Here is an 18,989-nt window from a genome sequence, read left to right on the forward strand (position 1 = left end):
TATATAGTTATGACCTGGACAGAATGGTTTATATTTTTATTGATTTTACAAATTATTCATGGCCTAGGCACATGGAAATTATACATTAAAGCTGGCCGCAAGGCTTGGGAGGCCTTCGTTCCTGTTTATAATGCTGTTATATTAATGAAAATTATTTCTCGTCCTTGGTGGTGGGTTATTTTAATGTTTTTACCAATTGTAAATCTCATTATGATTCCTGCAGCATGGGTAGAAACTGCTAGAGCATTTGGAAAAGACACTAAATTAGATGCGCTTATATGTATTGTAACGCTTGGATTCTATCTCTATTTTTTAAACTATGTTGCAGATGTTAATTATATTGAAGACAGAAAATTAACTCCAAAAACCTCTTCAGGTGAGTGGATTACTTCTATTTTATTTGCAATTGTAGCAGCTACAATTGTGCATACATATTTCTTTCAACCGTTTGTGATTCCATCATCATCATTAGAAAAATCCTTATTAGTTGGAGATTTTCTTATTGTTAGTAAAATACATTTTGGAGCAAGAGGACCAATGACTACAGTCGGTGCACCAATGGTACATGATACTATTCCTATATTAAAAAAGAAGTCCTACTTATTTAATGACAATTTTGAAGAAAAGAATACCTCTTGGTTAAATAAATTACAATTACCATATTTTAGGTTACCTGGTTTTGAAAGCATAGAACGCAACGATATTGTGGTATTCAATCAACCAGCAGATACCTTGTTGGATATGAATGATTTCAATCCAGATCGTAATTATTACAAACCTATAGACAAAAAAACCAATCTAGTAAAGCGCTGTGTTGGTGTTGCAGGTGATACTTTAGAAATTAGAAATGGTTATGTATTTATTAATGGTGTTCAAAATAAATTACCTCCACGATCGCATTTACAGTTTTCATATGACATAACATTTAAAAGAAACCTGCAACCAGCTAGGATGATAGACATTCTAAAAAAGCATGATATAACTGACGGATTAGGCTATGGATCAACTGAAGGTTCATTTAGAATTCCTGCAGCTACAGATCAAAATATTGCAAGATTAAAAGCACATCCCGAAGTAGCCAGTATTGTTGCTATTAAACGTCCTCTTGGTGAGAAAGATGACATCTTTCCTAGAGACGCAAATTTTAATTGGAATGTAGACAATTTCGGACCAATGTATATTCCAAAAGCTGGTGCAACTGTGCAACTTAATACTGAAAACATTGCTTTGTATAAGCGTGCCATTGGAGAATATGAAGGACATAAAGTTGTGACAAGAGGTAATCAAATTTTAATTGATGACCAACCTGCCACAGCATATACTTTTGGACAAGATTACTATTGGATGATGGGAGATAATAGGCATAATTCTATAGATAGTAGATATTGGGGATTTGTTCCATACGATCACGTTTTTGGTAAGCCTGTATTTATCTGGATGAGTATAGATGGTGTTATGGATGGTCTAAAAAATTGGAGTCCGCGTTGGGATAGAATCTTTACTACTGTTAGTGGAAGTGGAACCCGAAGTTCTTATTTAATTCCTTTTTTAATACTCATTTTCGGAATCACTTTCTTTAACAAATGGAGAAAGAAAAAGAAGGCCAAATCAAAGTAAGGAGTCTAAAAATCAAAGACAAAATGAATTGTCTTATACATTCAACTTATTTTCCTAACATAGCTCATTTTATAGCTATGCTCAAGGCAGAGCTAGTCTATTTTGAAGTCTGTGACAATTATCAAAAGCAAAGTCATAGAAACCGTACCGAAATTTATGGAGCAAATGGAAAATTAGCGCTTACTGTTCCAGTGAGCTATACTCAGAAAAATAGGCAACTCTATAAAGATGTAAAAATTGCTAATGAAAATCAATGGCAACTATTGCATTTAAAGTCCCTTCAGTCAGCTTACAGTATGTCTCCATTTTTTGAATTCTATATTGATGAGTTAATGCCTTTGTTTGAACAGCAATATGATTTTATTTTAGACTTTAATCTTAATTGTTTTGAAGTGCTTAAAGATGCGCTTCAAATAGATATTAAAACGTCTAAGACTACTGTTTTTGAAAAAGAGCCTGAGGAAATGATAGATTGCAGACTATTAGTAAACAGAAATTTCCAAGTCAATACATTTGAAAGTTATACACAAGTATTTAGCGAAAAACATGGTTTTATTTCTAATCTTAGTATTCTAGATCTTTTATTTAACGAAGGGCCTAATACTGAGCTATATTTAAAAAAGCAAATAGGATAAGAATATGCAACAATTTTGTATTCACTATGGCTTACATTTTGGCTTACCACTATTCATCGCATTATCTTTTTTTAAGGAAAATTGGTTAAAAGCATACCTCATTATGCTATTAGCATTTGTTATTGACTTAGACCATCTAATGGCTAACCCCATTTTTGATCCTAATCGTTGCAGTATCAATTTTCACCCACTTCACACCTACTATGCTATCGCAATATATTTGATACTATTAATACCGAACAAAACACGTCTTATTGGTCTTGGCTTTATAGCGCATATTATTGCCGACATAATGGATTGTTGGCTAATGTAATTTTAGTTTGGCTATTACAGGATAATGATCAGATAGTTTTACATCATATGTCTTAAAACTATTTACCGTAAATACCTCATCAGATAAAATAAAATCTATTCGCAACGGGAAAAATTTAAAATCAAAGGTTTTACCAAAACCGTTACCAGCTTCTTCGAATGTATCTAACAGGTCATCCCCTTTAATTTCTTTATAAATATATGAGTAAGCCGTATTATTAAAATCACCAGTAACAATGGTTTTATACTTACATTTAGATCTATGCTTTAAAAGTAATTCTACTTGTTCTTGTTGTTTCTTAAATGTTACACCAACTTGCTTAAACAAATCGCTTGAAGATTCACTTTTTAAATCTTCAACATCTGTATTAATACCAGAAGATTCTAGATGTAAGGTATAAACTCGTATAGTATCCTTTTCTTTTATAATATCAACATAAATACCATTATTGCTAGAATTAGGAAATTCTAATGAGCCAGAATTAACTATAGGGAATTTGGAATATATCACCTGACCACCTCGTGCATCTTTAGTATACCTTGCATTATAGTTTGTATAACCCTGTAACTCTAACTGTATACTCCTAGGATACTCTTGAAAGCAAACTACATCGGGATTCTCTGTGTAAACAAATTCAACAATATCATCTTTTACTGACTTACTTGGAAGCCAATCAAAACGGTTAAAAAGCCTCACATTATATGTCATTACAGATATATTATTGTCGTCCTCAACATGTTTTGAACCGGTAAATTTATACATAGAGCCAATATAACTCCAACCTAAGATTAAGACGATCAGAGACAATAACAATTGCTTTTTCACACGAAGCAACCAATACACAAAGAATATAGTGTTAAGTAAAATCAATAAAGGCACACTAAGACTTAAAACTGATAACGTAGCAAAACTTTTTGGCTGTATATATGGAAGAATATAGGATACAAGCAATAAAAACGCCACCAACGAATTGAGGACGAATATTAACTTACTACCTAGTTTTAGACCCTTCATATGTATATCCTAAGAACACAATGTTATTACTACTTTCCTGCTTTAAAGAGAAATTCTTTTTCTTCAGCAGTTAGACTCTCGTAACCACTTTTACTAATTTTATCGAGAATTAAATCGATCTTCTTCTGATTATTAAACGTATGAAACTCATCTTTAGTCTTACCTGCATAATTACCCTTTCCTTTTTTTCGATGTACCGTTTTTAAATTTGATTTTGGTTGGAACCAACTCACAACAGTATCCATAGCTCGTTCAAAACCTGCACCAATATCTTTCCCTTGTTTAAGCTTTATGGCATAAAAATAGCCCAATAAAGCACCACCAAGATGCGCCACATTTCCTCCTTGATTCCATGTGAATAAACCTAGTACATCCATAACAACTAAAGCGATAGCGATATATTTCAGTTTAATATTAAATCTAAAAACTCTAACTTCTTTCTCTGCCATAAAAACACCAAGAAAAATTAGCAAAGCTCTAATACCTGCAGAAGCACCAACTACTCCTGAGCTATTAATTAAAAATGCTTTTGGCAAAACATTATATACAAATAGAAAAGCCAAACCACCAACAATAATGCCTAAAAAATAAATATTTAGTGCCATTTTGGGGCGGAATAAATTTAAGAGCATTCTAGATATAAAATATAGAATCAAAAGATTAAAAAGAATATGAAAAAAGCCATAATGGGCAAATCCATACGTTAAAAGTGTCCATGGTTTTAATAAAAAACTATAGAAATCAGAAGGTAAACTCAAATAAGATAATGAGCTATCTGTTCTTCCAAAAACACCAATCAACTGGCCAATGATAAAAACGATAATATTAATAACGATTATCTTTTCAAATGCATTGAAATTCTTGAACTTGTATTTAAAATCATTAACTGCGCTCATTACTAATTCCAGCGGTATTTATCTTTTTCATTTTTTTTCCAGAAATACATTAATAAGAATCCTGTAAACGCACCACCAACGTGTGCCATATATGCTGTATTACTTGGGCTAAAAAAAGAAGAACCCGTTAAACCTGAAAACAAATCCATTGCAATTATGGCAGGAATAAAGTATTTCGCCTTTATTGGTATTGGCAGAAAGATTAACATCAACTTAGACTCCGGAAATAACATTCCAAAAGCAACTAAAACTCCCATTATGGCTCCCGAAGCACCTACCATAGTAGAATTGAAAGCTCCTACAAACCCATCGAATTTATCCCCTAATATAGAAACCCAACTTGTATTATACTTTCCTTCAGCAAGCACACTTACAATTTCACCTTGAGAAAAACCTGTTTCTATTAAAGACGTTAAACCTGTATTATATTGAAAGTATAAAAATGCGACTTGAATTATTGCGGCACCAATACCTGAAAGCAGATAAAATGTGACAAATTTTTTCCACCCAAAAACCTGTTCTACAGCTGTTCCAAACATCCACAATGCAAACATATTAAAGAATATATGCATTATGTCTCCATGCATAAACATGTGTGTTAAAATTTGCCAAGGTTGAAATAATTCGTTTTTTGGAAAATATAAAGCAAACCATTGATAAAAAGCTTGACCATTACCAATTGCTAATGTTCCAATGAACATTACAGCATTAATAATCAGTAAATGTTTTACCGCATCAGTTATTTGTTGTCTCATATACTACATAAATTTCTTTTCAATATCATCAACTTTCATAGTAATAAACGTTGGTCTATTGGTTGGTGATACATTTGGTTCCTTACAGGCAAATAAACTATTTACCATATGCTCTTGTTCTAAACTATTTAAAGATTGCCCATTTTTAATTGCTAAACTTTTAGCCATAGACTTAGCTAGTAAATCAGCCGCACTAAAATTAGTATCTGGCACATCGTTTTCAACGTCACTAATTAATTGTTCTAATATTATGGATACCTCGCTCTCTGGCACTCCAACTGGGACTCCTGTTATAGTGATTTCATCTTCATTTAACATAGAGAATACAAAACCTGTGTGTTCTAAATCTAATTTTAAATCATTAATAATTTTAGTTTCATTTGGTGTGAAATGTAACTGAAGCGGAAATAATAATTGCTGACTTGTAGCTTCCTTTATTGTAATATGCTTTAAAAAGTTTTCATATAAAATACGCTGATGCGCTCTATTCTGATCGATAATCAGCATTCCAGATTTCAAAGTACTAACTATATATTTTTGCTGTAATTGAAATGTTGTCTTTGTTGTTTCGATTGAGTCATCACTGAAAATAGTCTCAGTTTTTGAATCACTTTCAAAAGTCACTTGGTTAAGATCAGCTTTGGTATTATTACCTTTAGACTCCAAACCAACATATAAACTTTCCCACGATGCTGCCGGAGTTTGTTTAAAACTAGATGTATGATGTCCGCGTTGTTTTCCGCTATTAGAATTAGTGTCATCAGAAAACGGGTTAAAAGCTCTATCTACCTCAATTGCCGGAGCTGAAGCTGTTTTGTCTTTATAATTATAAGGTGTATTTAAACTACTCTGATGTTCAAAATCTAAAACAGGTGCAATATTAAATTGACCTAAACTATGTTTTACAGCAGATCTTAAAATAGCATATAAGGTATGCTCATCATCAAACTTAATTTCAGTTTTAGTGGGATGAATATTAATATCTATAGTCTTTGGATCTACAGTAAGGTTTAAAAAGTAACTTGGATGATATCCTTCTTTAAGCAAACCTTCAAAAGCAGATTTAAGTGCATGATTTAAATATGGACTTTTAATAAAACGTTGATTGACAAAAAAGAATTGTTCTGACTTTGTTTTCTTAGAAAATTCTGGTTTGCCAACAAATCCTGAAATTTTCAATACTTCAGTCTCCTCTTCTACTGGCACCAATTTTTCATTGGTCTTAGTGCCAAAAATATGGACAACACGTTGTCTATAATTCTCTTGCGGCAAATTAAAAAGTTCGCTTCCATTATGATAGAATGCAAAAGCTATATTAGGATGTGCTAGAGCCACACGATGAAACTCATCTGAAATGTGTCTTAACTCTACAGTATCTGATTTCAAAAAATTTCGTCTTGCTGGTATATTAAAAAACAAATTTTTAACAGCTACAGAAGTTCCTGATGGAGTTACAGAAACATCTTGAGATTTTACAGTACTCCCTTCTATCTCAATAGCAGTTCCTAATTCGTCTTCTGCGCGTTTTGTTTTTAATTCTACATGCGCAATAGCAGCTATACTGGCTAATGCCTCACCTCTAAATCCTTTTGTATTGAGTTGAAATAAATCTTCAGCAGATTTAATTTTGGAAGTTGCATGACGTTCAAAACTCAAACGTGCATCTGTTACACTCATGCCTTTTCCATTATCAATAACCTGTACTAAGACCTTACCAGCATTTTTAATAATGAGTTTAATTTCTGAAGCATCTGCATCAATAGCATTTTCTAGAAGTTCTTTAACTACTGAAGCTGGTCGTTGAACCACCTCACCTGCTGCAATTTGATTGGCAACATGGTCTGGTAAAAGTTGGATGATATCTGTCATTAGCTTTTTGGCAAGAAAATAGTCAGGTCAAAACCAATTGCTAATAAAAACAGGAAGATTAAAATGCCAACAATGATAAGAACACGCTTATTTACTTTCTCATCTCTATTGTGATAATCATCTAAAGCCGCATTCCACTTTCCTTTTATACCCTTAGCAGGATTTACGGTCGTTCTATGCTCATCGAACTTATGTTTAAGTTCGTAAGGACTTCCTTCTCCTTTATAATAACGTGGTTGATAACTATACTTTCGATTTTTTTTCAATTTCATGAATCCCATAATATCATTATTTAATATATCTGTTTAGGATATACATTAAAACAAAAAGCGATGCTAAAAATATGATTAAAGCTGGTAATGAAGTGAGAATATTTCCTCTTCTTTTAGTATTACCTCTCATTTCATTCCATTTCGCCTCCAAGTCGTCTTTCGACTCTTTTCTTTTAGAATCCTGATAACGAGACTTATAACTAAAACGTTTATTTTTTCTTTGGTTAAACAAACTGATAAATAAATTATTAGCGATATATCTCAAAAGTACTGAAAATACGAGGAAATATAACTTAAGGATTCCTTAAAATTATTAACAAAAAGAGTGCCAAGTGGAGTATTATAAACTTAATTTTAAGACGTTTGTTTCCTAAGATCTGCCATCTTAATCGCAGTAATAGCTGCTTCAGTTCCTTTATTACCGTGCTTACCGCCAGAGCGATCAATTGATTGTTGTCTATTATTATCGGTGAGCACACAGAAAATTACCGGTATATCTCCCTTAAGATTTAAATCTTTAATACCTTGTGTAACACCATCACAAACAAAATCGAAATGCTTTGTTTCTCCTTGGATAACACAACCTATTACAATTATGGCATCTAACATGCCTGAATCTGCATAGATACTTTTGGACATTCTGGCAGCTCCATAAGTTAGTTCAAATGTTCCAGGGACATTCCATCTAACAATATTCTCTTTTACTGCACCACAATCCATAAGTGCATCAAAAGTACCTTGCCACAAACCCTCAGTAATGGTATCATTCCATTCTGAAACAACAATCCCAAACCGAAAATCTTTCGCGTTTGGGATTGTTGCTTTATCGTAGTTAGATAAATTATGATTTGCAGTAGCCATATCTTATAAGCTTGCTTCTACTTTTCCGATTAAAACATCTGCTTGAGTTGCCTCCGTAGATGTTGAAAATTCTGATTTTATTCTCTTAAGGTAACCTAAGGCTTTTTCATTCTGCCCTAAATCTATCGCAACACGTGCAGCCTTCATTAAATACAAAGGAGTTGTAAAATCATTCACGTTTGCATTAAATGCTTTTATATAATACTCTAAAGCATCCTCATTCTGCTCTAATTGTACAAATGCATCACCAATACCACCTTTAGCAATTGGCCCTAACATTTTATCATCACTAGAAAAATCACTTAAGTATGTTACAGCGTTCTGATAGTCTTTTAAATTTAAATAAGACATACCTGCATAATAGTTTGCTAAATTAGCCGCAGGACTTCCACCATATTCATTAATAATATCTAACATTCCATATTTACCTTCACCACCATTCAATGCCATATTATATAATGAATCTGAAGAAACACCACTTACGGCATCATCAAAATATTTCTTAGCGGTATACATTTCATTCATTGCGTCTTTAGCCTTTGGCTCAGCTACAATTTTATTGTAACCTAAATAACAAAGTACTACTAAAGCTATAGCACCTATAACACCAATGATGTATTTCTGGTTTTTAACAACCCACTCTTCGGTTTTAGAAGCACCTTCATCTAAAGTATTAAATACCTCAGCAGTAGTTGAGTTTTCTTCAACAACTTCTTCCTTCTCTTTCTTCGTTTTAGGTTTGTAGCCTCTTTTCTTATATGTAGCCATAGTTTTGTCTCTTTATGCGTGCGCAAAAATAAAATTTTTATTGGGATTTAAAAGCCTATTTATTTGTTATTTTTGAATAAATTTTGAAGAACCACAATGCTTTGCCATAGCTCTAAAATTAGGCAATCCATTAAATTTTTATGAATCTAAACTCAGTATCTTTAGTTAATTACAAAAATTTTGAAAGTCAGGTTTTCGATTTCGATGCCAAAATCAATTGTTTTGTTGGTGCAAATGGTATCGGAAAAACTAACGCTTTAGATGCCATTTATCACTTAGCATTTGGTAAAAGCTACTTCAATCCGATTGCGGTACAGAATATAAATCACAACGCAGAATTTTTTGTAGTTGATGGTAATTTTACTAAAAATGAGCGTTCAGAAAAAATTATAGTCTCTTTAAAACGAGGACAAAAAAAAGTAATAAAACGTAATGGTAAAGCTTATGAAAAATTCAGTGAGCACATCGGTTTTATTCCTCTAGTTATTATTTCACCAGCTGATCGCGATCTTATTATTGAAGGTAGTGATACAAGACGAAAATTTATTGACAGTGTTATATCTCAGAGTGATAAAAGTTATTTAACCGAACTCATTAGTTACAATAAGGTTTTGGCTCAGCGAAATGCACTTCTAAAGTACTTTGCACTAAATAATACATTTAATGCAGATACACTCGCTATTTACAATGAACAATTACACACGTTTGGTTCGGAAATATTCAAAAAACGTGATGCTTTTTTACAAACCTTTATCCCAATTTTCAAAGCCCGTTACGAAGCTATTAGTCAAAGTAAAGAAGTCATTGATTTAAAATATAAAAGTGACTTATTTAATGGGAACCTTAATGAGCTTTTAGACACAAACCTCAATAAAGATAAAGCTTTACAATATACCAGTGTTGGTACACACAAGGATGATATGATATTTTTAATTGATGGTTTTCCTATTAAGAAGTTTGGAAGTCAAGGCCAACAAAAGTCATTCTTAATAGCACTGAAATTGGCACAATTCGATTTTACAAAACAACAAAGCGGAGTATCACCTATACTACTCTTAGATGATATTTTTGATAAGCTCGATGAAAACCGTGTTGCACAAATTATTAGTTTAGTAGATGATGACCATTTTGGTCAAATCTTTATAAGTGACACACATGCAGACAGAACTGAAACTATCGTAAAGCAAATACACCAATCTTATAAATTATTTAAATTATGAGAAAGTATTTACCACTAATCTGTATTTTATTTTTCACTTGTTCTGAAAACCCTGAATCGTATATACAACATATTGAAGGGTATTGGGAAATTGAAGAAGTAACACTAGCTGATGGTAGTAAAAAAGAATACAAATACAATGAAACTATAGATTACATAAGTATAAATGATAGTTTACATGGATTTAGAAAGAAGTTAAAACCTGGTATAAACGATACGTACGTCACTTCTGATGATTCTGAATCACTACAGTTAATAATTGAAGATGGAAATTTAAATGTCTATTACGATACACCTTATGCAAAATGGAAAGAAACCATTTTAGATGCGAATCCAGAAAACTTAAAGGTAATCAATGAAAATAAGGCTGTATATTTATACAAACGCTATCTACCTGTTAAAATAGATACTGAATAATAAATTTAGATTTCCACTTTTGTGTAAAGTAAATATGGCAAAACGCAACAATCAAAATCAACCAATTCAAGATATTCTAAAAGAGTTTGTAAAGAGAAATAACTTACAATCTGGTTTAGATAAGGTAGATGTGCGTGAGGCTTGGACCAACCTAATGGGTAATGGTGTAAATAACTACACAACTGCTATTGAATTAAAACACGAAACACTTTACGTACAATTAAGTTCTAGTGTTTTACGCGAAGAGTTGAGTTACGGTAATGAAAAAATCGTAAAGATGCTAAATGAGTCTATAGGAAAAGAAGTTGTGAAAAAATTAGTGTTACGTTAAATTGATGCACAATACAAACCATCAAATAAACATGTCATATCCTATTCCATGGTCTATGAGTAGAGCAGAACAAGCTACTCTTATTCAATTATTACAGACTATAAAACCAAAAACTGCTATAGAGATTGGCACTTATAATGGTGGAAGCCTTCAAGTCATTAGTGAGTTTTCAGATAAAGTTTACGCTGTTGATTTAACTCCCTCTTATCGTGACAAACGTTGTGATAATTTAACTAATGTAGAGTATCTTATTGGTGACTCTAAAACTGTTGTTCCAAAATTAGTTGACGTAATTAATAAAAATGACGAAATCGTAGAATTTGTTCTTATAGATGGAGATCATAGTTCAAAAGGTGTTTTAGAAGATATTACTAATGTGCTGAAACTTATACCAAAACAGCTAATTACTATTATTCTTCACGATAGTTTTAATCCAGCGTGTAGAGAAGGAATCAGTTTATATAACTACAACAGTAATCCATTTGTACATTATGTTGAGTTAGATTTTGTAACTGGTGCTTTTAATCATGATGGTCTTTATCGTGAAATGTGGGGAGGATTTGCTTGCATTGAAATGCAAACTAAAGAAAGAGAAACTTCAGTAACTATATCTTCTTATCAAGAAAAATTATTTAAGGTCACTTATTACAAGTCCATTCACTTCTACAGAAAGTTCTTTTGGTTTTTAAAACCCATATATCGGATTTTTAAAAAATAGTTAAGTAATTAATATTTGGTATTTTTATAAGCAATCTAATTTCTCATCATGAAGTATTTTAAACTCATTCTATCTTTTGTATTAACGATAGCTATATTTTTTGCACTGAATAACAAATTCGGATCTATTCCTCCAATTGGAAAGTTTCTAAATCCTTACTCTGGAGTTTGGCAAAATGAAACGGACGAATCTATTACTGGAGACATCTCAATTCCTGGACTAGCTGATAAAGTTACAGTCCATTATGATGCCCAATTAATTCCACATGTATTTGCTCAGAATGATTTAGACTTATATAGAGCACAAGGTTACTTAACGGCTAAGCATCGTCTTTGGCAAATGGAGTTTCAGACTTATGCTGCTGCAGGTCGTTTATCTGAAATTATTGGAGAAGGTGCTTTAAACTATGACCGACAAGAACGACGAAGAGGTATGGTTTATGGTGCTGAGCAGACCTTAAAAAAAATGTCTAAAGACAAAAAAACTATGGCTATTGCTAAAGCATATGCAGATGGTGTAAATAGTTATATAGAACAATTAGACCCAAAAGATTATCCTGTAGAATATAAACTTTTAGACTACAAACCTGAAGCCTGGTCACCAAAAAAAACAGCGCTACTTTTAATGTATATGACCAAAATGCTAGCTGGTGGAGATGAGGACATAGAAAACACCAATGCCTTACGTCTATTTGGTAAAGAGCGCTTCGATTTATTATTTCCGGATTTCTTTGATATTACTGATCCTGTTATTCCAAAAGAAACAGATTGGAGTTACATCGATGTTCCACAAACACCTGCACCTAATAGCGAACCTATACTAGATTCTATAGCAGAGACTATTGATAAGCCAGACCCAAATTATGGCAGTAATAATTGGGCAGTATCTGGCGAAAAGTCAACTACTGGTCATCCGATTTTAGCCAACGATCCTCACTTAGCACTCAACTTACCATCTATTTGGTTTGTGATGCAACTGAGCACACCAAATCACAATGCTTTTGGCGCTACACTTCCTGGAGCTTTAGCTGTAATTTCTGGGTTTAATCAGTACATTGCTTGGGGAGAAACTAATGCAACAAGAGATGTTATTGATTGGTATAAAATTGAATTTAATACAGACAGAACTCAATACAAATTTGATGACCAATGGAAAGACGTCACAGTTAGAATTGAAGACATTAAAATAAAAGGAAAAGAGAGTTATAAGGATTCTGTACTCTACACTCATCATGGTCCTGTAGTGTATGATAAAAACTTTAAATCTAATAACGAATTATCTGGTTATGCCATGCAATGGACAGGACATATTCCTGGTAATGGCCAACGCACATTTTTAGAACTCAATAAAGCAAAAAATTATGATGAATATGAAGCTGCTCTGCAATATTGGGTAGCACCAGCTCAAAATATAGTTTTCGCTTCTACCGAAGGAGATATTGCGTTATGGATTCAAGGTCAATTTCCTAACAAATGGGAAGGTCAGGGTAAATTTGTAATGGATGGTAGTAAGTCTGAAAACGATTGGCAAAGTTTTATTCCACAACCTTTTAATGCCCATACCAAAAATCCTGAACGAGGTTTTGTAAGCTCTGCTAATCAGCATCCTGTAGATGAGGCTTATCCTTATTTTGTATTTAATGATGGTTATGAAACTTACAGAAACCGAGTTATCAATGACTACTTCAATTCTAAAGCTCAATTTAGTGTTCAAGATTTTAAAGATCTTCACAATAATAATTATAATCTCAAAGCCTCTGAACTTATGCCTTATATGTTAGAGACTATGGATATTTCTGGTTTAAATGCTGAAGAGCAACAAATCTATGGTGAGGCTAAAGCATGGCAATATAATAATGATGTCGACGAAGTTGGGCCAAGTATTTGGCGCCAATGGTATGGTAAACTCTATAATATGACTTGGGACGAATTTGATGTTGAAGACACAGCGCTAGATGCACCATTTACCTACCAAACCATTTATTTATTAAAAAATAAAGGAGATGATGTATTTATGGATATTATAGAAACACCAGAAACCGAAACCGCTAAAGACTTATTCTTATTAGCTTTTAAAGCTGCAGCAAAACGTTTAACTGAAATAAAAGCTGAAGAAGGTGATTATATGTGGGTAAATTATAAAGCCACATATGCTGGCCATTTATTACAAGGTTTGCCAGCATTCTCTCGGGTTGATATACCAATTGGTGGTGGACGTAATATCGTTAATGCTACATCAGAAAATTGGGGACCATCATGGAGAATGATTGTAGAAATGACCTCTCCTCCAACTGCTTTAGGTATTTATCCTGGAGGGCAATCGGGCAATCCTGGCAGTCAATACTATGATAATTTTATAGACGATTGGGCAGCTGGTAAATACCATAGTCTCAATTTTATGCAAAGCAATACCGCAACGGAAGCTATTATTGGCACACAAACTCTAATTCCAAGCAACTAATGAAAACGAATAGTATCAATTTTATAGCCACCATTGTTTTAGCATTTATCTTATCCTTGTTTTTGCCTTGGTGGTCTATTATGACAGCAGCTTTAGCAACGGCTTTATTTATTCCTCTTAAAAAAGCCGCTGTGTTTTTTGTACCTTTTTTAGCCATCCTCGTATTTTGGGCAGTATATAGTTTTATTTTAAGTAGTAGTAATGATTACACCTTAGCAAAACGTATATCTGAATTGTTAACATTAGGAGGAAATCCTTATGTATTAATATTAGTTACAGGCATTGTTGGTGGTTTAGCAGCAGGTATTGCGGCTGTTTTTGGAAAGCAATTGAGTTTAGTACTTAAAAAGTAGTAGAATTACGTATATGACACTACATTATATTTATTAATTGTTATGACAACAGCATTAGTAATAAAATGTGCTCTTACCCCGAATTATTAACAGGATATGAGTAATAAAAATTATTATATAACGAGTTGTGCATAATATGAGATACCTATTTAAACGAATAATAATTCTGACTATAACTTTTATAATTGTTGGATGTCAATCAGAATCTCGAATTGATAATTTCAATTTGGAAGTTAGAGATTTTGATGGTTCACAAGGTTATTGGTTGACTTATAAAATTAATCAGGACAGTCTAAAAATCCATTACAATTGTGACTTTGAAAATTGTAAAGACACAATTCTACACTCTATAAAACTTGATAAAATAAAAGTTCAGAAACTCTATTCATTCTTGAAAGAAAGTAGGCTTGACACTCTCAAAAGGAAATATAGGAATGAAGGGTATGATGGACTGAATCTTCAAATCAAAATCTCTGGTGATAGTTTATATGATAAGAGAATTTCTTTGCAGAGGTACAGACATCCTGTAATAGAAAATCTGATGACTGAAATTGACAAGTCTATTGAAGTTAAAAAATATAAATACCATAGATATTAAAAAATACTATGCACAACACCGTGTATAATTAATTGCTAGATTACAGCTGACTTACGAAAATTTCGCTGGAATTTTCTATCTGTGATTTGTTTGCTAAATTAGTTGCTTAAACGCGCAACTAACCATACACAAAAACGCTGATCAAACATTTGAAAAAAGGAATATTAAAAACATTACTCTTTTATATAATAGCATTTGGAATTGCTGGAATATCTTATCTTACCATAGGCAATCCATATAAACACGCATCTGGAGTGCATCATTTTCTTTTATTTTTAACGTTAATTGTAAGTATAGTTTGGACTTTAGCTAGTATTGGAACGTTCTTTTTTATTAAAAAAACGAATACATTAAAAGGAATCATAATAGCTAATAGCCTATTAATATTATGTTGTATTCTATATGTGGTGATTCCCATTTATTTAGATTCAAACAAGGAGACATATATTGAATCTGACTTTGTTAGGACAGAAATCAAAGGGGATACAACACAATTATATCATAATGACAATCTAATTTATATTAAAGTAAAAGATTCTGTAATCTTAGATTTGAGATAAAAACCAATCGCATAGAAAACACCACTTTTGAGACTATTAAAAAACATATTATTATTTCAAAGGCAGATATTTTTTGTATCCTACTTCCTCGCCATTATGGTTGGTGTTTTATTTGGAGGAGAATTAGTATTGATAGGACTTAGTTTTTTAGTCATTGCTCCATTTGCTCAATTTTTCTTCTATGATTTAAAAAACAAAAATCAATATTATTACTACTATAACTTAGGCTTTAATAATATAAAACTTTGGGCATCAACAATTATTATCGGTTTAATTAATCTATTGATTTTAATCCTTATATAATTATGCTGCATATAGATAGCTTAACCAAATCTTATAGCAATAAAGTTATACTAAGTGATGTGTTTCTTTCTTGTAAAAAAGGAGATATTAAAGGCTTAATTGGCCGCAATGGTTCTGGTAAATCTACATTTCTTAAGATTGTATTTGGCACAATAAAAGCAGATTTTAAGTTTATAAGAGTTGGGGATAAGGTTATAAAAAACATATCGAATGGAAGGCATTTAATCAACTATTTACCTCAAGATAATTTCTTACCCAATAACATTTCACTAAAGTCATTAATACATCTATTTCTTCACAAAGACAATAGAGAACCTGTCCTAGAAAACGAGTATGTAAAACCATTACTTCACAAAAAAAATCAGGATTTATCTGGTGGTGAAAGACGAATAATTGAAATCTTATTAATTATTCACTCTAATGCAGAATTTATTTTACTCGACGAGCCTTTTAATGGAGTGAGTCCCATTATGAAAAATTATATAAACGATTATATAATAACAATGAAATCATCTAAAGGCTTTATTATCACTGATCATGACTATGAAAATGTCATCCATTTAGCTGACAGCATTATCTATCTTCAAAATGGTTATTTAAGAGAAATCAATGATAAAAAAGAATTAATTGATTTAGGCTATATATCAAAAACTACTTTCGACAACGTTTATAATTGATTTGTGAAAAACCAATTTTATTTCTTAAAGCTAATCTTAACTCCGCTATTTATTCGCTAAGTTTTTTAGCATAACTATCCACGTAATCCTTAGCTCTTCTATTGGTAGAATTAAACTCTAATGCTTTTTTGTAATTATCATAGGCTTTTAAACTATCACCATTTAATAAATATGCTTCGCCTAGACTATCATAAACATTTGCACTATTTGGATGTAGCTCAGCATTTAACCTTAATACACGTATCGCTTTGTCATATTCTCGCTTTCTCATATGCTTATAGCCCATACTATTAAAATCCCATTCTCTTATATATTGACTTGTAGAATCTTGCTCTTTAATTTCTAGATAACCAGCAAGTGCTTTTTCATAATTCCCTTCTTTTAAATGGGTACTCGGTGTTTTATAACCTTTAGGAGCTTTTAAATAATCATAAGTTATTTTGCTTTCATCGTCCTCTGATATAATAGACAAATAAGGCTTCTGAGTTTCTGGATGCTTAACAAAATGCAGTTTCTTATACATATCTGCAACAAAGAATTCATTCTCACCAGTCGCAACAGGTTCTACTACTCCGCCTTTCCAATTGAGATAAAGTTTATTGTTTTCATAATACACTTTAATTACCTCGTCTTGATTAAATAGATAACTACCTGTTGTTTCATTTATAAACTGTTCTGAATATTCGACTGAATTGGAGCAACTACTAACTATAATTACTAGCAGTATGACTAAAGATTTTAGTTTCATTTTTTGATTGGTTTGATTGGTTCACTTTATAGCAAAAAAAAGTCTCACTATATAAGTGAGACGATTCTTTTCAAAATTTGTTACGCTTGGTAATAAAAATATACTTAATTGATTCCCATCAACTCTACATCGAATACTAAAGTTGCATTCGGAGGAATTACTCCACCAGCTCCAGCAGGGCCATAACCTAAGTCACTTGGTATAACTAAACGCGCTTTATCACCTACATTTAAAAGACAAATACCTTCATCCCATCCAGGAATAACTTGCCCAACACCAACTTGAAAATCTAATGGAGAATTACGTTTATAAGACGAATCAAACACTGTTCCGTCTGCTAATTGTCCTTTATAGTGCACAGAAACCATATTTCCTTTCTCTGCTTTTTGCCCATCACCTTTTTGAATGATTTGATAACGTAAACCCGATTCTGTTTCATCAAAGCCAGCAGCTAACTTATCTAACTCAGCTTTTGCAGCATCGCGTTCAGCAGCGATTCGTTTTTCTCTAGCTCCTTCGAAAGTTCTGAATGCTTCAATAGCATTAAAATTTTCAGCCGCTTCACCAACTTTAACTATTTCTAAACTATCAATAGTATCATCTTGTGCAATAGCATCTACAATATCTTGTCCTTCTATTACATTACCAAAAACAGTATGCTTACCGTCTAACCAATCTGTGGCGATATGTGTGATAAAAAATTGACTACCATTAGTACCTGGACCAGCATTTGCCATAGATAGTTTTCCTGGAGCATCGTGTTTTAAATCTGGATGAATTTCATCATCAAACTTATAACCTGGATTTCCAGTACCTGTACCTTGAGGACAACCACCTTGAATCATAAAATCTGGAATCACTCTGTGAAATTTTAATCCATCATAGTATGGATTGCCTTGTGGCTTTGCCGAATTTTCCATATTCCCTTCTGCCAAGGCTACAAAGTTACCTACTGTTCCTGGAGTCTTTTCAAACTCTAAATTCACTAATATTTCACCTTTAGAGGTATTGAATTTTGCGTATAAACCGTCTTGCATTTTGTTTTCTTTTGTTTAAGGCTGCAAAGATAGTCAATGATTTAAGAATTACGAATTTAGATTGAAGATTTGAGAATTGATTTATTAAAGTTAGTTTTGCTGAAACTAAAAATTATGGGATTTTCTTTAACTAAGCTTTTTGGCAAAAAAACTTCTGAGACTCAACCTAAATTTCTCGATAATATAGATGCTATTATAAGAGATGTTGAAAACAAACCCTTTGGAGTTTCTCAAAATAATGTGCTTTTTGCTGGTTTAAATGAGCTTGGTGGTTATTATTTCTATCAAACCGTTATTGTTGGGCAACTTAAAGTAAAATCTAAGGCAGGTGCTTTATTAGCTTTTAAAGGTGAAAATTTCGAACTCGAACTTAACTCAGATATGCCAGAATTTGAATCTGAAGGTTCAGACATTAAAGGAAGACATATTACCAAAATTGATTTTCAGATTGAAGAATCTCATATAAATCAATTAGAAAAAGCGAAATTGAATAGCATTCAATTAAACGTAAAGAAACACGAGATTTTATTTATTAAATATGTAGTATCTGACGAAGAGGAATAATCAA

Annotated in this window: 23 protein-coding genes; 14 read left to right on the forward strand and 9 right to left on the reverse strand. The window is 32.3% G+C overall.

Features of this window, described 5'->3' with window-relative positions; translation table 11 throughout:
* Nucleotides 1-9: 9 nt before the first annotated feature.
* The 3 genes from lepB to WPG_RS00630 are packed head-to-tail and all read left to right on the forward strand — an operon-like array spanning nt 10 to nt 2,565.
* Nucleotides 10-1,617, forward strand: a complete 1,608-nt coding sequence (lepB, locus tag WPG_RS00620) for a signal peptidase I (RefSeq protein WP_045468030.1) — start codon at nt 10-12, stop codon at nt 1,615-1,617.
* 23 nt (nt 1,618-1,640) lie between these two features.
* A complete protein-coding gene (locus WPG_RS00625; protein WP_045474997.1) occupies nt 1,641-2,252 on the forward strand; it encodes a WbqC family protein in 612 nt (203 codons plus the stop codon).
* Between the two features lie 4 nt (nt 2,253-2,256).
* The gene (locus WPG_RS00630; RefSeq protein ID WP_045468034.1) at nt 2,257-2,565 is read left to right on the forward strand and encodes a DUF6122 family protein; all 309 of its coding nucleotides are present in this window, start codon (nt 2,257-2,259) and stop codon (nt 2,563-2,565) included.
* Here the strand turns inward: WPG_RS00630 and WPG_RS00635 are convergent.
* From WPG_RS00635 to WPG_RS00670, 7 genes are all read right to left on the reverse strand, one after another.
* Nucleotides 2,557-3,327 (reverse strand): endonuclease/exonuclease/phosphatase family protein, encoded by a 771-nt coding sequence (locus tag WPG_RS00635; RefSeq protein WP_231850230.1) that lies wholly within the window; start codon nt 3,325-3,327, stop codon nt 2,557-2,559. The genes WPG_RS00630 and WPG_RS00635 overlap by 9 nt on opposite strands.
* 281 nt (nt 3,328-3,608) lie before the next feature.
* Nucleotides 3,609-4,475, reverse strand: a complete 867-nt coding sequence (locus WPG_RS00640) for a rhomboid family intramembrane serine protease (RefSeq protein WP_045468041.1) — start codon at nt 4,473-4,475, stop codon at nt 3,609-3,611.
* A gap of 2 nt (nt 4,476-4,477) precedes the next feature.
* Nucleotides 4,478-5,230 carry a rhomboid family intramembrane serine protease gene (locus WPG_RS00645; RefSeq protein ID WP_045468044.1) on the reverse strand — a complete coding sequence of 251 codons (753 nt, stop codon included), beginning with the start codon at nt 5,228-5,230 and terminating at the stop codon, nt 4,478-4,480.
* Between the two features lie 3 nt (nt 5,231-5,233).
* Nucleotides 5,234-7,099 carry a DNA mismatch repair endonuclease MutL gene (gene mutL, locus WPG_RS00650; RefSeq protein ID WP_045468047.1) on the reverse strand — a complete coding sequence of 622 codons (1,866 nt, stop codon included), beginning with the start codon at nt 7,097-7,099 and terminating at the stop codon, nt 5,234-5,236.
* The gene (locus tag WPG_RS00655; protein WP_316929966.1) at nt 7,099-7,371 is read right to left on the reverse strand and encodes a riboflavin synthase subunit beta; all 273 of its coding nucleotides are present in this window, start codon (nt 7,369-7,371) and stop codon (nt 7,099-7,101) included. The genes mutL and WPG_RS00655 overlap by 1 nt, the downstream gene beginning before the upstream one ends.
* 354 nt (nt 7,372-7,725) lie before the next feature.
* A complete protein-coding gene (gene ribH, locus WPG_RS00665; RefSeq protein ID WP_045468055.1) occupies nt 7,726-8,232 on the reverse strand; it encodes a 6,7-dimethyl-8-ribityllumazine synthase in 507 nt (168 codons plus the stop codon).
* A 3-nt stretch (nt 8,233-8,235) separates the two neighbouring features.
* Complete coding sequence (locus WPG_RS00670; RefSeq protein ID WP_045468057.1) at nt 8,236-9,000, reverse strand: tetratricopeptide repeat protein; 765 nt, start codon at nt 8,998-9,000, stop codon at nt 8,236-8,238.
* A gap of 140 nt (nt 9,001-9,140) precedes the next feature.
* On the opposite strand from WPG_RS00670, the gene recF reads away from it, so the two are divergent.
* The 10 genes from recF (at nt 9,141) to WPG_RS00720 (ending at nt 16,636) form a co-directional block, all read left to right on the forward strand.
* Nucleotides 9,141-10,220 carry a DNA replication/repair protein RecF gene (gene recF / locus WPG_RS00675; RefSeq protein WP_045468059.1) on the forward strand — a complete coding sequence of 360 codons (1,080 nt, stop codon included), beginning with the start codon at nt 9,141-9,143 and terminating at the stop codon, nt 10,218-10,220.
* A complete protein-coding gene (locus WPG_RS00680) occupies nt 10,217-10,636 on the forward strand; it encodes a lipocalin family protein (protein WP_045468061.1) in 420 nt (139 codons plus the stop codon). The genes recF and WPG_RS00680 overlap by 4 nt, the downstream gene beginning before the upstream one ends.
* Nucleotides 10,637-10,670: 34 nt before the next feature.
* A complete protein-coding gene (locus WPG_RS00685) occupies nt 10,671-10,967 on the forward strand; it encodes a DUF721 domain-containing protein (protein WP_045468064.1) in 297 nt (98 codons plus the stop codon).
* 31 nt (nt 10,968-10,998) lie between these two features.
* Nucleotides 10,999-11,685: a class I SAM-dependent methyltransferase gene (locus WPG_RS00690; RefSeq protein ID WP_171817140.1), complete on the forward strand. Its 687-nt coding sequence runs from the start codon at nt 10,999-11,001 to the stop codon at nt 11,683-11,685.
* A gap of 48 nt (nt 11,686-11,733) precedes the next feature.
* Nucleotides 11,734-14,145: a penicillin acylase family protein gene (locus tag WPG_RS00695; RefSeq protein ID WP_045468069.1), complete on the forward strand. Its 2,412-nt coding sequence runs from the start codon at nt 11,734-11,736 to the stop codon at nt 14,143-14,145.
* Nucleotides 14,145-14,498, forward strand: a complete 354-nt coding sequence (locus tag WPG_RS00700; protein ID WP_045468072.1) for a hypothetical protein — start codon at nt 14,145-14,147, stop codon at nt 14,496-14,498. Before WPG_RS00695 ends, WPG_RS00700 begins: the two co-directional genes overlap by 1 nt.
* 136 nt (nt 14,499-14,634) lie before the next feature.
* Nucleotides 14,635-15,096 carry a hypothetical protein gene (locus tag WPG_RS00705; RefSeq protein WP_045468075.1) on the forward strand — a complete coding sequence of 154 codons (462 nt, stop codon included), beginning with the start codon at nt 14,635-14,637 and terminating at the stop codon, nt 15,094-15,096.
* A gap of 149 nt (nt 15,097-15,245) precedes the next feature.
* Nucleotides 15,246-15,656: a hypothetical protein gene (locus tag WPG_RS00710; RefSeq protein WP_045468078.1), complete on the forward strand. Its 411-nt coding sequence runs from the start codon at nt 15,246-15,248 to the stop codon at nt 15,654-15,656.
* Between the two features lie 27 nt (nt 15,657-15,683).
* Complete coding sequence (locus WPG_RS00715) at nt 15,684-15,959, forward strand: hypothetical protein (protein WP_144374390.1); 276 nt, start codon at nt 15,684-15,686, stop codon at nt 15,957-15,959.
* 2 nt (nt 15,960-15,961) lie between these two features.
* Complete coding sequence (locus WPG_RS00720) at nt 15,962-16,636, forward strand: ATP-binding cassette domain-containing protein (RefSeq protein WP_045468084.1); 675 nt, start codon at nt 15,962-15,964, stop codon at nt 16,634-16,636.
* 49 nt (nt 16,637-16,685) lie between these two features.
* On the opposite strand, the gene WPG_RS00725 is transcribed toward WPG_RS00720, so the two are convergent.
* Nucleotides 16,686-17,384: a tetratricopeptide repeat protein gene (locus WPG_RS00725; protein WP_045468087.1), complete on the reverse strand. Its 699-nt coding sequence runs from the start codon at nt 17,382-17,384 to the stop codon at nt 16,686-16,688.
* A gap of 104 nt (nt 17,385-17,488) precedes the next feature.
* Entirely contained in the window at nt 17,489-18,421 is a 933-nt protein-coding gene (locus WPG_RS00730; protein ID WP_045468090.1) for a peptidylprolyl isomerase, read from the reverse strand.
* 114 nt (nt 18,422-18,535) lie between these two features.
* Between WPG_RS00730 and WPG_RS17150 the strand changes: the two genes are divergently transcribed.
* On the forward strand, nt 18,536-18,985 hold the full coding sequence (locus WPG_RS17150; RefSeq protein WP_052471104.1) for a hypothetical protein: 450 nt from the start codon (nt 18,536-18,538) through the stop codon (nt 18,983-18,985).
* Nucleotides 18,986-18,989 lie beyond the last annotated feature (4 nt).

This window comes from Winogradskyella sp. PG-2 (assembly GCF_000828715.1).
GTDB lineage: Bacteria > Bacteroidota > Bacteroidia > Flavobacteriales > Flavobacteriaceae > Winogradskyella.